This window comes from Thermococcus indicus, from assembly GCF_006274605.1.
Taxonomy (GTDB): Archaea; Methanobacteriota_B; Thermococci; order Thermococcales; family Thermococcaceae; genus Thermococcus; species Thermococcus indicus.
The window spans coordinates 658,207-670,673 of the sequence record NZ_CP040846.1 but is presented as its reverse complement, the minus strand read 5'-3'; the positions used below and the strand labels follow the sequence as shown (position 1 = coordinate 670,673).

16 protein-coding genes are annotated in these 12,467 nt (G+C 56.0%); 7 read left to right on the top strand and 9 right to left on the bottom strand.

Going from position 1 to position 12,467, the window contains the following annotated elements; translation table 11 throughout:
* Positions 1–37: 37 nt before the first annotated feature.
* Positions 38–370, top strand: a complete 333-nt coding sequence (locus tag FH039_RS12325) for a hypothetical protein (protein WP_240703265.1) — start codon at positions 38–40, stop codon at positions 368–370.
* Positions 371–425: 55 nt separating this feature from the next.
* Here FH039_RS12325 and FH039_RS03660 read toward each other — a convergent pair whose 3' ends face one another.
* Entirely contained in the window at positions 426–764 is a 339-nt protein-coding gene (locus tag FH039_RS03660; protein WP_139680249.1) for a heavy metal-binding domain-containing protein, read from the bottom strand.
* Positions 765–852: 88 nt separating this feature from the next.
* Entirely contained in the window at positions 853–1,434 is a 582-nt protein-coding gene (locus FH039_RS03655) for a YiiX/YebB-like N1pC/P60 family cysteine hydrolase (protein WP_139680248.1), read from the bottom strand.
* Between the two features lie 170 nt (positions 1,435–1,604).
* On the opposite strand from FH039_RS03655, the gene dph2 reads away from it, so the two are divergent.
* From dph2 to FH039_RS03635, 4 genes are all read left to right on the top strand, one after another.
* Positions 1,605–2,639 carry a diphthamide biosynthesis enzyme Dph2 gene (dph2, locus tag FH039_RS03650; protein WP_139680247.1) on the top strand — a complete coding sequence of 345 codons (1,035 nt, stop codon included), beginning with the start codon at positions 1,605–1,607 and terminating at the stop codon, positions 2,637–2,639.
* Positions 2,636–3,247 carry an METTL5 family protein gene (locus FH039_RS03645; protein WP_139680246.1) on the top strand — a complete coding sequence of 204 codons (612 nt, stop codon included), beginning with the start codon at positions 2,636–2,638 and terminating at the stop codon, positions 3,245–3,247. Before dph2 ends, FH039_RS03645 begins: the two co-directional genes overlap by 4 nt.
* A 60-nt stretch (positions 3,248–3,307) precedes the next feature.
* Positions 3,308–4,258 (top strand): hypothetical protein, encoded by a 951-nt coding sequence (locus tag FH039_RS03640; RefSeq protein ID WP_139680245.1) that lies wholly within the window; start codon positions 3,308–3,310, stop codon positions 4,256–4,258.
* A gap of 66 nt (positions 4,259–4,324) precedes the next feature.
* Complete coding sequence (locus FH039_RS03635) at positions 4,325–5,653, top strand: RsmB/NOP family class I SAM-dependent RNA methyltransferase (RefSeq protein WP_139681615.1); 1,329 nt, start codon at positions 4,325–4,327, stop codon at positions 5,651–5,653.
* Here FH039_RS03635 and FH039_RS03630 read toward each other — a convergent pair.
* The 6 genes from FH039_RS03630 to FH039_RS03605 form a co-directional block, all read right to left on the bottom strand.
* The gene (locus FH039_RS03630; protein ID WP_139680244.1) at positions 5,650–6,753 is read right to left on the bottom strand and encodes a mechanosensitive ion channel family protein; all 1,104 of its coding nucleotides are present in this window, start codon (positions 6,751–6,753) and stop codon (positions 5,650–5,652) included. The genes FH039_RS03635 and FH039_RS03630 overlap by 4 nt on opposite strands.
* Entirely contained in the window at positions 6,753–7,394 is a 642-nt protein-coding gene (locus tag FH039_RS03625; protein WP_139680243.1) for a DUF432 domain-containing protein, read from the bottom strand. Before FH039_RS03625 ends, FH039_RS03630 begins: the two co-directional genes overlap by 1 nt.
* A gap of 61 nt (positions 7,395–7,455) precedes the next feature.
* The gene (locus tag FH039_RS03620) at positions 7,456–8,559 is read right to left on the bottom strand and encodes a hypothetical protein (protein ID WP_139680242.1); all 1,104 of its coding nucleotides are present in this window, start codon (positions 8,557–8,559) and stop codon (positions 7,456–7,458) included.
* Between the two features lie 62 nt (positions 8,560–8,621).
* Positions 8,622–9,743 (bottom strand): hypothetical protein, encoded by a 1,122-nt coding sequence (locus FH039_RS03615; protein WP_139680241.1) that lies wholly within the window; start codon positions 9,741–9,743, stop codon positions 8,622–8,624.
* 148 nt (positions 9,744–9,891) lie between these two features.
* On the bottom strand, positions 9,892–10,539 hold the full coding sequence (locus FH039_RS03610; RefSeq protein WP_139680240.1) for a DUF434 domain-containing protein: 648 nt from the start codon (positions 10,537–10,539) through the stop codon (positions 9,892–9,894).
* Positions 10,540–10,560: 21 nt separating this feature from the next.
* Positions 10,561–11,331, bottom strand: a complete 771-nt coding sequence (locus tag FH039_RS03605; RefSeq protein WP_139681614.1) for a metal-dependent phosphohydrolase — start codon at positions 11,329–11,331, stop codon at positions 10,561–10,563.
* A gap of 101 nt (positions 11,332–11,432) precedes the next feature.
* Between FH039_RS03605 and FH039_RS03600 the strand changes: the two genes are divergently transcribed.
* Together FH039_RS03600 and FH039_RS03595 are read left to right on the top strand one after the other, a co-directional pair.
* The gene (locus tag FH039_RS03600; protein WP_139681613.1) at positions 11,433–11,621 is read left to right on the top strand and encodes an antitoxin family protein; all 189 of its coding nucleotides are present in this window, start codon (positions 11,433–11,435) and stop codon (positions 11,619–11,621) included.
* On the top strand, positions 11,605–12,024 hold the full coding sequence (locus FH039_RS03595) for a type II toxin-antitoxin system VapC family toxin (RefSeq protein WP_139680239.1): 420 nt from the start codon (positions 11,605–11,607) through the stop codon (positions 12,022–12,024). Before FH039_RS03600 ends, FH039_RS03595 begins: the two co-directional genes overlap by 17 nt.
* Here FH039_RS03595 and FH039_RS03590 read toward each other — a convergent pair whose 3' ends face one another.
* Entirely contained in the window at positions 12,025–12,441 is a 417-nt protein-coding gene (locus FH039_RS03590) for a PIN domain-containing protein (RefSeq protein ID WP_139680238.1), read from the bottom strand.
* Positions 12,442–12,467: the final 26 nt, after the last annotated feature.

Here is a 12,467-nt window from a genome sequence, read left to right as displayed (position 1 = left end):
AGTGCCGCGCTCGTGGGGGACGTCGAGGGGTTCCCCCGTGGCCAGGGCCCCCGCCAGGGCGGCCCCGGCTATAACGAAGACCTCCGTTATTCCGAAGCCCAGCCCCATGAACAGGCCGGTGTTCAGGCTCTTCCCCTTCACGAGGAGGTACTTTGCCCCCTCCTGGACTGTTCCAGCGATGAGACCGAGCCATATCGAAACACCTATGGTGAACGCGGTTCCCCTCGCTATAACGTCGGCGTTGGACTTTATTCCAATTCCGAGGAGCGGAAGCTGCTGGATGGGGCTCTGGATAATCATCGCTATGAAAAACGCCGCTAAACCGAGGGCGAACTCTCCCCACCTCTGCTTTTCGAAGCCCAGGAAGTAGAGCGTTGCCCACGCCAGCAGCCCACCGAGGATGGGGAACGGAAGGAGGTACATGCTCACTCCTCCTCGATCCTCTCAACGACCACCGCCGTGCCGTAGGCGTATATCTCGGCCATGCCCGATGCCACCGCTGAGGTCATGAAGCGAACCCCTATAACTGCGTTTGCCCCCATGTCCTCGGCGTGCAGCTTCATCCTCCTCAAAGCCTCCTCCCTGGCCTCGGCAAGCATCTGAGTATATTCCTGCACCTCTCCGCCCTTGAGGTTCTTGAAGAAGGCCATTATGTCCCTGCCAACGTGGGTGGCCCTGACTATGCCGCCCCTCGCGAGGCCCTTTACCTCGACCACCCTGTACCCTGGCAGGCTTTCGGTGGTCGTTATGATGATGCCGTCCATACTAATCACCCCGATGCATCGAACTTCGAGGTATTGTCTGCTTTAGAATATTTAAGGATTTCTGTCCCGGAAAAAAGAATGGAGGAAATCAGACCGAGTGGTAGTATATCACATAGGTGTCGCCGTCGTCGTAAACTTCCTGCGGGGCAACCCCGTTGGCGTAGGTCCAGCTCCAGCCGGGGTTCGCGTCGATGTCCGGGCCGCCCGCGGCGATGTACGCCGCCCACACGAGTTCAGAGCAGTAGTAACTGTCGCCGTAAACCTGCTTCGTCCACCAGCCCCAGTCGTAGGGCTTGCCCAGCTGATGATAGGCGAAGTAAACCGCGTTCTGCCTGACGTAATCGCTGGTGGCGACGCGCAGAACGGCAACTGTGTCGTATCTGCGGAGGAAGTCGGAGAGAAGGACCATCCTTATTCCAGATTCCCAGGCTTCAATAACGACCCATTCCCCGTAATAACTGTCGTAGTATGCGATTATTCCCGTGTGCGTCCAGTATCCGGGTATGAACTTATCGCTGTTGGGGTTGTGGCCGATGACGATGTCGCCGGAGACGACGTTCCACGGATAGGGGTGCCAGTAGTTGGCGTCGTCCTTGCTGCTGGAGGCCGCAACGGGGTTCAGCATCGCGGCCAGGAAGAGAAGCCCCAGGATTGCAGCAACCTTCCTCATTTGTAGCACCTCCAACGCATTGCAGAAAATCTAGTGCAGTAATGTTTAATAAGAGTTTCGGTTGCACGTCTATGGTTGATAATGTACTTTTAGGTTCACCAAGGTGCTGTACAATTCTGCGAATCGATGGTGATTTAAAGGGTTCCGCCCAACTGTCGGCGGTGGGCAAGATGCACGAGGTTTCGATGCGAGAGGTACTGGATAAGCTGCGAGAGCTAAACGCCAAGCGCGTGCTCATTCAGACGCCCGAGGGTCTGAAGCGCGAGGCCCAGGCCCTAGCAGACTTTCTTGAGGGGAACGGGATAGAGGCCATAATAAGCGGCGACATCAACTACGGCGCCTGCGACCCTGCAGATAAGGAAGCGAAGCTACTCGGCTGCGACGCGCTGATACACCTGGGGCACTCGTACATGATGCTCCATCTGGAGGTTCCGGCGATATTCGTTCCCGCCTTTGCGAACGTTGATGTGGTTCCCTCACTCGAGAAGAACCTTGACGAGGTACAAAAGCTGGGGAGGAGGATAGCCCTCGTCACGACCGCCCAGCATATTCACCAGCTTGAGCGGGCGAGGGCGTTTTTGGAAAAACACGGCTTTGAAGTTATCATAGGAAAAGGGGACTCCCGCGTTAGCTGGCCGGGCCAGATTCTCGGCTGTAACTTTGCCGCGGCGAAGGTGGATGCCGAGGGGGTTCTCTTCATAGGAGCCGGCTACTTCCACCCCCTGGGGGCTGCACTGGCGACGAGGAAGCCAACCCTCGCGGTAAACCCATACTCCGGCGATGCCATCTGGATGGATAACGAGGCCGAAAGGCTCATCAGAAAACGCTGGGCGCAGATAGCAAAGGCCATGGATGCGGAGCGTTTTGGCGTGATAACGAGCACCAAGAAAGGCCAGCTCCGCCTAGCCGAGGCGAAGCGCATCGTTAAACTCCTCCGCGAGCACGGGAAGTACGCGAGGCTTATAGCCATGAACCACATCAGCTACCCTGCCCTCGAGGGCTTCGACTTCGATGCGTACGTCGTAGTTGCCTGCCCGCGCGTCCCGATAGACGACTACGAGAACTGGAGGAAGCCGGTACTGACGCCGCCGGAGGTCGAGATACTCCTGGGCCTGCGCGAGGATTACGAATTCGACGAGATACTCGGGGTGGGGCGGAAGGAAGACGAGCCCCTCGGCATAGCCCTCCACGGTGGTGGGAAGTGAGGAAGAAGCACCTCGCGATTGCCCTCTCCCGCCTTGAGGGTTTCAGAAATCCCAAACCCGAGCTCGAACAATACAGAACTCCAGGGAACGTCGCCGCGGAGCTCCTCTGGTTGGCCCATTCACTGGGGGACATTGAGGGAAGGGTCGTGGGGGACCTGGGTGCGGGAACCGGTGTTCTTTCCATCGGTGCTTGCCTCCTTGGTGCCGCGGGGGTTTACGCCGTTGAGGTGGACGAAACCGCGCTTGAGATCGCGAGAGAAAACGCCCGCTCCCTTGGTATGGAGGAGTGCATCGAGTTCATTCACTCCGAGGTCTCCCGTTTTGAGAGGAAGGTGGACACGGTTGTGATGAACCCCCCCTTCGGCAGCCAGAACCCCCACGCGGACAGGCCTTTTCTGCTCAAGGCCTTTGAAGTGAGCGATGTTGTTTATTCCATACACTTGGCCAAACCCGAGGTGAGGCGTTTCATAGAGGCTTTTGTTGGGGACGCCGGTTTCGAGATAACCCACAGGATAACGCTCCCCTTTGAGATTCCAGCCCAGTTCTTCTTCCACAGGAAGAGACTGGAAAGGGTTCTGGTGGACATTTATAGACTCGAGAGAACATAAAGCGAAAACGATATATTGGATGACGTTCAATTTATTGTGGGTAGAATAGGGGGTGGGTGTATGGATCAAATTAAGGAGATACTAACATCCTGGCGGGCTATGGATGTAATCAATATCGCAAACGATGACGATCATGCGCTCATGTCACTTCTTGGATTGCTGGAGGATGATGACAGCACCGTCCGCCTTCGAGCCCTTATGGCCATTGGAAAGCTTCTTGAGGACTCGGATACGGGTGTTAGGACGCTCATACTGAGTCAGGGTTTCATGTCCCTGGCCAGCAGGCTCACCGATGAGGATCCCAGGGTCGTTTACAGAGCGCTGGAGGTTCTCACGCCTCTCCTTGAGAACACCCCCCTCGACGAGGAGCGGTTCCTTGTGCTTCTGGACGCAGCGGCTCAAGTGGTGGCGGGGGAGGATACCCTGACCTGCCTCTCAATACTCGACCTTTTTGAGAGGGTGCAGGTGCCGCCCCTTGGAAAAGATGGGCTCTCAAAGGTTCGTTCCCTCGTGTTCTCGGGCTCCCTGTGGACGCGGCTCCTGGGTCTCCGCGTTCTCCTCAACATGGGGACGATTGCGGGCTACTGGGAGTTCCTGACGGCCAGTATGGCGGCGCTGATCTCGAGCGGCAACGCCCTGATGATCGAGCTCGGAATCGACTTCCTCGAGGAGGTTCTGGAGTTCCACACGACACCGGAGATGATGAGACGGCTCGTCCGTTTCACTTCCCTGCTCCGGGCGGTTGAAACAGGGGAAGAAAACGTCTTCCTGCGTACCAGGGCGGGAAAGGTCAGAAAGAATCTGGAGAACGTGCTGTTCTCCTACTACAGTTCCAGGCATGAGGAGGCTCTGGATGCGGTCAGGTCGCTCCTGAGTGACGGACGTGGCGAGGATGCCCTCTTTCTCCTGTTCATTATCGGGAAAACCGACCTCCTTCTTCGTATGTGGGAGGCGAACGGCGCCATCGAACCCGATCTCATAGAAGTCCTCAGGCCCAGCAGGTCTGTGTAATTCTTTCCCACTTTTCGGGCGAAAGCGATATATGCCGGTCTCCCCAGGTAATGGTGGAGGATGAACGTGGCCAAATTAAAACTAAGCGACAGACAGCTGTATGCACTCATAGAGGCGGTCAAGCTCGGGGAGGAAATCAAGCCCAGCCAGAGCGCCAAGAGAAAGGCCTTCGCAAAGTACAGGATCGAGGGCTGGGAGAACTCGAAGCTGACGGGCATATTTTACTCCATCCAGCGCAGGCTCGGTCTGATAGACGAGATAATCGAGGAGCTCGTCGGCGTTTCGCCCCTCATCCTCGATCCCTGGCTGAGGGCAACGCTCAGGGTGGCCGTTGAGGTGGCCGTTTTTAGGGATCCCGGCGAAAAGACGCGGGGGCATCTGAAGGGCCTCGCCCAGTTTCTGTCGAAGAGAACCCATCCCTACGTCGGCTATTACTACTACGACCTCCTGCCGAGGATCCTCGAGTACATGCCCGTCATCGACAGTGATGAGAAGCGTTTGAAGTGGGACTACCTGTTTCCGGAGTGGTTCATACGGCGCATGAGGGGACTGCTGGGCAACGAGGCGGAGGCACTGCTCGGGGCCCTCAACGAGACCCTGCCGACGAGCATACGCGTCAACCTCCTGAAGACCACAGTCGAGGACGTTGAAGACTACCTGGAGAAAAAGAACGTCCGGTACGAGAGGAGCAGGAGAGTGGCTACGGTCATCCGCATCCTCGACCCATTCAACCCGGAATGGCTCTTCAACAAGGGCTGGGCGATTGCCCAGGAGGAGGCGGCAGCGGTTGCATCTCTACTGCTGGCCCCAGAGCCGGGAGAAACGGTCGTGGATCTTGCCGCCGCCCCCGGTGGAAAAACGGCCCACATGGCGGAATTGATGAAAAAAGAGGGGAAAATCTACGCCTTCGACGTCGATAAAGCGAGGATAAAACGCATGCGCGAAGTTCTCAAGCGTACGGGCGTTGAGATTGCAGAGACCATCAGGGCGGACGGAAGGAAGGCCCCCGGCATGCTGGGGGAGGAGATCGCAGATAGGGTGATGCTCGATGCGCCATGCACCAGCGACGGAACGATAGCGAAGAACCCCGAGCTCCGGTGGCGCCTCCGCGAGAAGAACATTACGAAGGTCGTCGAGCTTCAGAGGGAGCTCATAGAAAGTGCCTGGAGGCTTCTGAAGCCCGGGGGAAGGTTACTCTACTCCACCTGCTCCATGCTCCCCGAGGAGAACGAGGAGGTTGTGAGGTGGTTCCTGGGGAGACACGATGATGCCGAGCTGGTGCCCCTGAACGGTCCCTACGATCCGGGTTTCCTTCTCGGAACCATGAGGGCCTGGCCCCACAGGCACCGGACGATAGGGTTCTTCTACGCGCTGATTGAAAAGAAGGGGGATTAAGCTCCCTCCCCGTTTTCCCCCGATTTGTTGGGCGGCTCCTCGATTCTGATCTTCAGCTCGTTGGCGAACCAGTTCACCCTCTGCGGGAACGGTATCTCTATTCCCGCCTCGTCGAGGGCCCTCTTGACGTTGTGGATTATCCTCGTCCTGACCTCGAACCACTTCTCGCTGGGCGCCCAGGCCCTTATCGCCACGACCACCGAGCTGTCGTCGAGCCGGTCCACGTAAACCAGCGGCTCCGGCTCAACGAGGACGAGCGGGATTTCATCGAGAACGCGCTTTATCACCTCCACCGCCCTTTCGGCGTCGGCGGCGTAGGCTATGCCGATGTTGACATCCACGCGCCTGACCGGGTAGCGCATGAAGTTCACTATGTTGCTGTTGAAGAGCTTCTCGTTCGGTATCCTGATGAGCGTTCCGTCCCAGGCCCTTATTCTCGTCGAGAGTATCCTTATGTCCTCGACGACGCCCTCCAGCTCGCCTATCTTGACCTGGTCACCGATGAGCAGGGGCTTGTCGAAGTACATGAAAACGCCGGAGATGAAGTTCGAAACGACCGTCTGGGCGGAGAAACCGAGGACGATACCCGTTATTCCGGCCGCGGCCAGCAGGGCGCTCAGTTCAGTGCTCACTCCCGCGAAGCTCAGGGCCATGAAGAAGGCGATGGTTATGAAGAGGTAGTAGAAGACCTTCGCCTTGACTATCGTCTCGGGCCTGGCCTTCTTCCCCGAGCTCATTATCATGTAGTCCTTGGACTTCTTCGCTATCAGGTACGAGAAGTAAAAGAAGCCCATCGCGAAGGCTATGTTGCCCACGGTGGTCGGTCCCAGCCCGTAGCTCATTATGCCGAGCAGGTACAGGGCCCATATGATGCCCCCGAGCACGAACATCCTGAAGACTATATCCGCCGTGTCCTCGTTGATTATCCAGGTCAGGCTCGTTTCCTTTGATTTTCTGATGATGATCTTCCTGACTATCCTTCCGAGGACTATCATACCGAATATTATTACCGCCGCTTCCACGAGGGTCAGCAGGCTGAGGTCTATCTGAATCGGCGCCGGCGAGGTTGATGGGGCCGTTGTGGTGTTGTTGGCAGTCATCACGACCACCTCATCCTGAAGTTGGGGAGCGGTTCGGCCTCATGGGTGGGCTTCAGCGTCCCGTCCGGGGGGTTCCCCGTGTTGTTCACCTCGTAGATTTCCTTCGTCAGCAGGATTATGAGTGGGTAGTAGGCTTTACTTTCCTCGTAGAACATCACGCTGTTCCTTATAGGGAACACTATCCTCTCCACCATCCTCCAGCTCTCCGTGGGGTTGCTGATGACGAGCTTCACCACCCCGGGGGAATCAGGGGGCTTTTCATAGAAGTCGCTCTCGTGGTACCTCGCTATGACCCCCACCGTCTTCTCGCCGTAGAGGGTGTACTTTTCCCGCCCCACGGTAAAGCGGTCTATCTCTAGGTCGCCGCTCCTCACCGAGATGTCGATCGGGGCGGAGAGGTACCCCGTTAGCCGTTCCTTTGGGGGGATGGCGATCCTCTCGGTGAGCCTTATGAACAGAAACTTCACACCATAGCCCTCGGCAGGGGCCGGAAGGATGAGGAACTTTCCCCTTCCCCTCTTTATCAGAACCCTCGTCCCATCCCGGCGGTAGAGGATCTTATCCTCGGATTCCTCAACGAGATGAATTTTTTTGTCCATGATTTTGATGAACTGGGTCTTGAGCTCGTGCTCGCCGAACATGATAGAAAAGTATCCCTTGAAAGATTTAAAGTTTGCCTGAAAAGTGAAAGGGTTGGAGGGCTCAGACCTTCTCGAATCCGATGTCCTCGATCTTGACGTGGGTGAAGACGTTGGCCCCTCCCTGCTCGATGAAGACTCCCTTGGCCTCTATCGGCACCGGAAGGTTGGCCGCGAGGACCGCCTCACCCTGGCCGGTAATGCTCCCGAGGGTGTACGTCCACGAGACCTTCGACACCTTGAAGTCTTTGCCTCCAAGGGTCATTGTCCCGTCCGGATTCACCTCGTAGTTGTACTGGTAGCCCATCACTCCCCAGCTGCCCGTGGTTTCCTGGTAGATGTTCTCGTCCTCGAGGGCCGTCCAGAAACCGAAGTTGTAGAACCCGTACCAGCTCATGTATATGGACTCTATGTCGGCGATGTTCGAGAGCATGTTCATGTCCCCTTCCTGGTAGGGGGCCACGCCCGTCTCACCGACGGCTGCCGGGTTGTAGAACTCAAAAACCTGGTCCCCGTACTTCATCCATACCCCAACGGCGTTGCCTGTGCCCGCGTAAAGGGATGCGTAGAGGGTCAGAAAGTCCAGTGACGGGAACAGGAAGAACGTGTCAGTGTCGGAAGTCCTTTCGATCACCCAGAGGCGGTACTCGAAGGTGCCGTTCATATACTCGGCGTTTATCGGGGTGATCTTTCCGTAGTACTCGTAAACCTCAAACTCTCCCAGGTCCGCCTTCTCCTGCTCTCCGGTCTCCATGTCTATCTTGTTGCCGTAAACGTGTATCTTCGTCGGCCCCCTGCTCTTCTCAACCTCGTACTCGTAGATCGGGCCTCCTTCCTCGGTCCTTATCCTGAGCTTGTACTTTATGGAGGTTATGAGGTACTGCTCGCCGTCTATCTGGATCGGGTTGTATGCGTCCCACGGGTTCATCCATGATGCGTACTCCGATGTACCGGTTTCCGTTTCGGTTTCGGTTGTGGTTCCGCCCGGGCTCTCCGTCGTGCTGTATCCTCCCCCGCCGGTTCCCGCGCTGGTGGTGTGACTTCCCGTGTCGGTGGGGGACTCAGATGTCGTGGGGCTCTCCTCTCCCCCGCCTCCGAGACATCCACTAACGCTGACAAAAATCAAAAGTACCAGGAAAACTGCAAGAACAGTTCCAAATTTCTTCATATCTTCTCAACTCCTTCTTTTCTTATATTAAATACATGTTTGGACTATTTAAATTTTGGGTGTTAATCTTTGGCATAGAGCCAAAACCCTCCCGTTTCCCCCGAGACGAGCATCACCTTTCCGTCGTCGCTCAGCTTTATGTAGCCGAGTGAATCTCCCGGAACCCTAACGTTGAAGACCTCATGGAAGTCGTCGAGCGAGTAGCAGTGAATAATACCGTCTTTGGCGGTAACTACGAAGTCCTCGTTGGCGAAGTAGGGAAAGCCCGGAATGGTTCCTACCTCCGTGAGGTTCCACGTGAGTACATGGGTGTCCCCCAAGGGCTCGTGCCGGAGCAGGTATCTTCCGGTGGGAATCAGAGTCCATCTGAGCAGTACCGTCTGGTCGAATGGATAGTTCCCCTCGGCCAGCAACTTTCCGTCCTCGGAGAAAATCCTCAGCTTCCCATCCTCGCTCACCAGCAGTTTATCGCGGTAAGCAAGTACCCTGCTCGTGTTGAACGTCAGGATTCTCCTTCCGTCCTTGAAGACGAACGCCCTCTCCTTTTCCGACAGAACGGCGAGCCCGGAGTCCGAGACGGACTTGAGGTCGTAATCATCGGGTGCGAGCGTGATTTTTTCCCCGTCGCAGTGGAGCTCCTGCTCCGTGGGGGATACTGTCACCAGGTAGCAGACGTGGTTTCCGCTCGGCGATCGGAGCATGTAATCCGCAACCGCGCCGGCTCCCCCTCGTCTCTCCTCGCCGACAAAACCATTCCATGAAAAGATTCTTATCCCTGCGAACCCTCCGTAGGACGCCAGAACCCAGGCCTGGTCTCCAACCACGGCGACGCTCGAAACCACCGGCTGTATTTCGCCCTCGTCCCTTCTTAGGTTCAGGGTCTTGTTGCTCCCGTCCGGCTTGACTAAGTACAAAAGACCGCGGTTCCAGTCTATAGCGGCTGAGAGGCTTCCGTCCGGGCTCATGTCCATGAAGGGTATTCCCGTGGTGTCAGCGCTCCAGACTACTCTCATCTCCCAGGTTGAGGGCTCCTGCGTTGTAGTGGTTTCGGGCTGACTCGCTGACGGCTGGCTTGACGTCGTGGGGGAGGGAGAGCCCGTGGTGGCCTCTTCGCCCATACAGCCGCTGGTGAGGACCATGCTGGCTATCAGAAGTGCCAGCAGGATTGCTTTGGTTTTCCTCATGCAAACCTCCTCCGTCACCCGCCAAGAAAGGAAAGCGGGTACTGCGGAATATACTCCTACCTTCTACATGACTCTATTAAAAATTTTCCAAGGCTTCAAACGGCTTTGTAGCTCTAAAAAGGCCATCTGAATGTCAATATCTCTCTGATTACGTTTTTCCCAGGATTTCAAAGAAACCGCCCGCCTCCCATCCGGCGAGCCTTCCCACGTACGCGGCCAGGTCGAAGACGTGGGGGATCTTCGAGATGATCCCGATGTCGGCCGTTGCGACGATCTCGAAGGCCTTGAGTTCAAAGTCGGGGCTTTTGACGAGTCTTACTTCTCCCTGAACCCCCTCCCGGATGAGGGCTTCTTCCGTTAGCCTCTTCACCTCCCCGCTCCCGGGGACGTTCTTCCCGTAGAAAAACACGGCCTTTTCAATGTCCAGTCCATCGAGGGCACGGGCAAGGTGGCCGAGGAGCCGCTCCGTACCTTCGTTGAGTCTGTACCTTCCCTGATACTTCAAATCCCTCACGAGCCCGTCCTCGCAGAGGATAGCTTTTCCCTCGAGGAGCGATTCGAGTGTTATCAGGACGTTGAAGCCGTCAACCGCTAGAACCCTGCCCCCGAGCTCTTCCGGCCTCAGAAGCTTTCTCTCCACCTCTTCTATCCATTCGTCTGAAAAAACGCATCTGGCCAGGAGGTAGCGCTCGCCCTTGGTCAGCCTGTAGTGGTTGGCCACGAACTCGAGGGCATAGCTCTTCCGGTAGCCCCTGTTGAGGAGGTACTTCAGGTCGCGGTAGGCTTCGATCAGCATGGATAAAGAAACGGTGGGGGATTAAATAACCTTCTCCATTACCTCGGTGCCTGTGTGTATCCTGAGTCTGACCCTCCCGCCCAGGAGGGAACTCTTGACCTTCTTCGTCAGTATCTCGTCCACCTGGAAGATTCCGGCGGGATGCTTCATCCATATCTCGATGAGTATCGGCTGCTCCTCGTTTCCTTCCCTTATCTCCACCCTCTCGATGGCCAGAGCTGAAACTGCGTGGATGTCGACCTTGTCCTTCTTGTGAACCAGCCTGCTCCTTCCCGCTTCCATGTCGCAGCCGTCCGCTATCGTAACGAGCGAGCCTTCTATGGTCGTGCACGGAACGGCTTCATCGTGGGTGTAGATGGCGTTCAGCGTTAGGGCCTTGAGGAGGAGCGGGTCGTCCATCTCGAATTCCCTCACGAGGGCATCTATTATCGGTTCCGCCAGGAGAACACTGAACTGGTAGTGGTTTATCCTGTGTATCATGTTCCCGGTGTCGTGGAACAGCGCTCCGAATGCCACTATGAACTTGCTCCACCTGAAGGGCTTTCCGAGCTTCTCGGCCGTCGTCCCGATTCCAAACTTCCTGATGATGTTCAGGAGCTCCAGCGCGCGCCTCGTCGTGAGCAGGACGTGGATCGGCCCGTGGTCGTTGAAGCCGTAGACGTTCAGAACGATGTAGTTGGTCGTCTCGAAGTAGTAGTGGTACTCCCTGAATGCCCTCTCGTAGAGCCCGTAGAGCTCCTCGTCGCCGAGGAGTTCCCTAATCTCGCCCAGCAGCTCTTCCTCCGTGTACATCCTTTTCACCCAAAGGCATGGAGAAGAGGGGGTTTTAAGGATTGCCGTTTTCAGTCGAAATCAATAAATACAACGAACATAAAGTGAGGAATGTGGTGGTTATGGAAAGTGTCCGGGCAGTATACAAGCATGGTGTGCTGGTTCCTGAAAAAAAGCTTGACCTGAAAGAGGGGGAAGAGGTAATCATCGTACTCAAAAAGCCTGAACGGATTAGTAAGTACTTTGGGATGTTCAAAAGGGAGCGTGTTGAAGAGGTTATCGAGGAGATAGAGAATGAAGGTGTTCTTTGATAGCAATGTGTTCCTTAAATTTTTTGGAGGCGACGAGAAGGCTCGCTCTCTCATACTGCTCGCTGAGTCGGGAGATGTTGAGGGAGTCATCAACTCTGTAGTGCTCTCCGAGGTTACGTATGGATACCTGAGACTGGCCACAGGTTTGGGACCTTACAGTCTTAAAAAGAAGCTTCCAAAGCTCGATGTTGACATTTCTCCCGTTGAGGAACTACTCTCCGGCTTTACGCTTTTGAACCCTTCCTATTCCATTGGGGAGTTTCTCAGCGTGGTCTCCCGGTATGGCCTCCTGCCGAACGATGCCATCATAGTATTGACGTGTATGGTTGAGGGCATTGAAAAAATCGCCACCTTTGACTCAGATTTTGAAAGGGTGGACTTTCTTGAGATAGTTACTGTCTGATTACCCAAGCATGCCCTCAAGCTCGAGTATCTTCTTCGAGCGAAGGTAGACGACAGGAACGCCTTTCTCGCGGAGACGCCTCTTCAGACCCTTGTCGTTGGTGCAGACTATAACGCGCTCGTTCTTCACCGCGAAGTCGAAGATCTGGTCGTCTATGGGCCTCTCACCGAAGCGGCCCATCTCAACGACCTCGAACCTCTCCGCGAGCTTTTTGGCCATCCTGATGGCGAGCAAATCTTTCCCTCTGGACTTCCTCTCTATGACATCCAGCTCCTGGAGGACGACGTTTGGGACGGCTATCCTAAACCTCACGTCGAGAACCCTGTTCAGCTCGCCGATTATGTCGACACCGAACTGCCCCGGAACCAGGAGAAAGTTCGTGTCCGGAATCACCAGCCATTCCCGTCTTTCAGGCATCAGTCTCACCGAAGGTTAATGGAAAA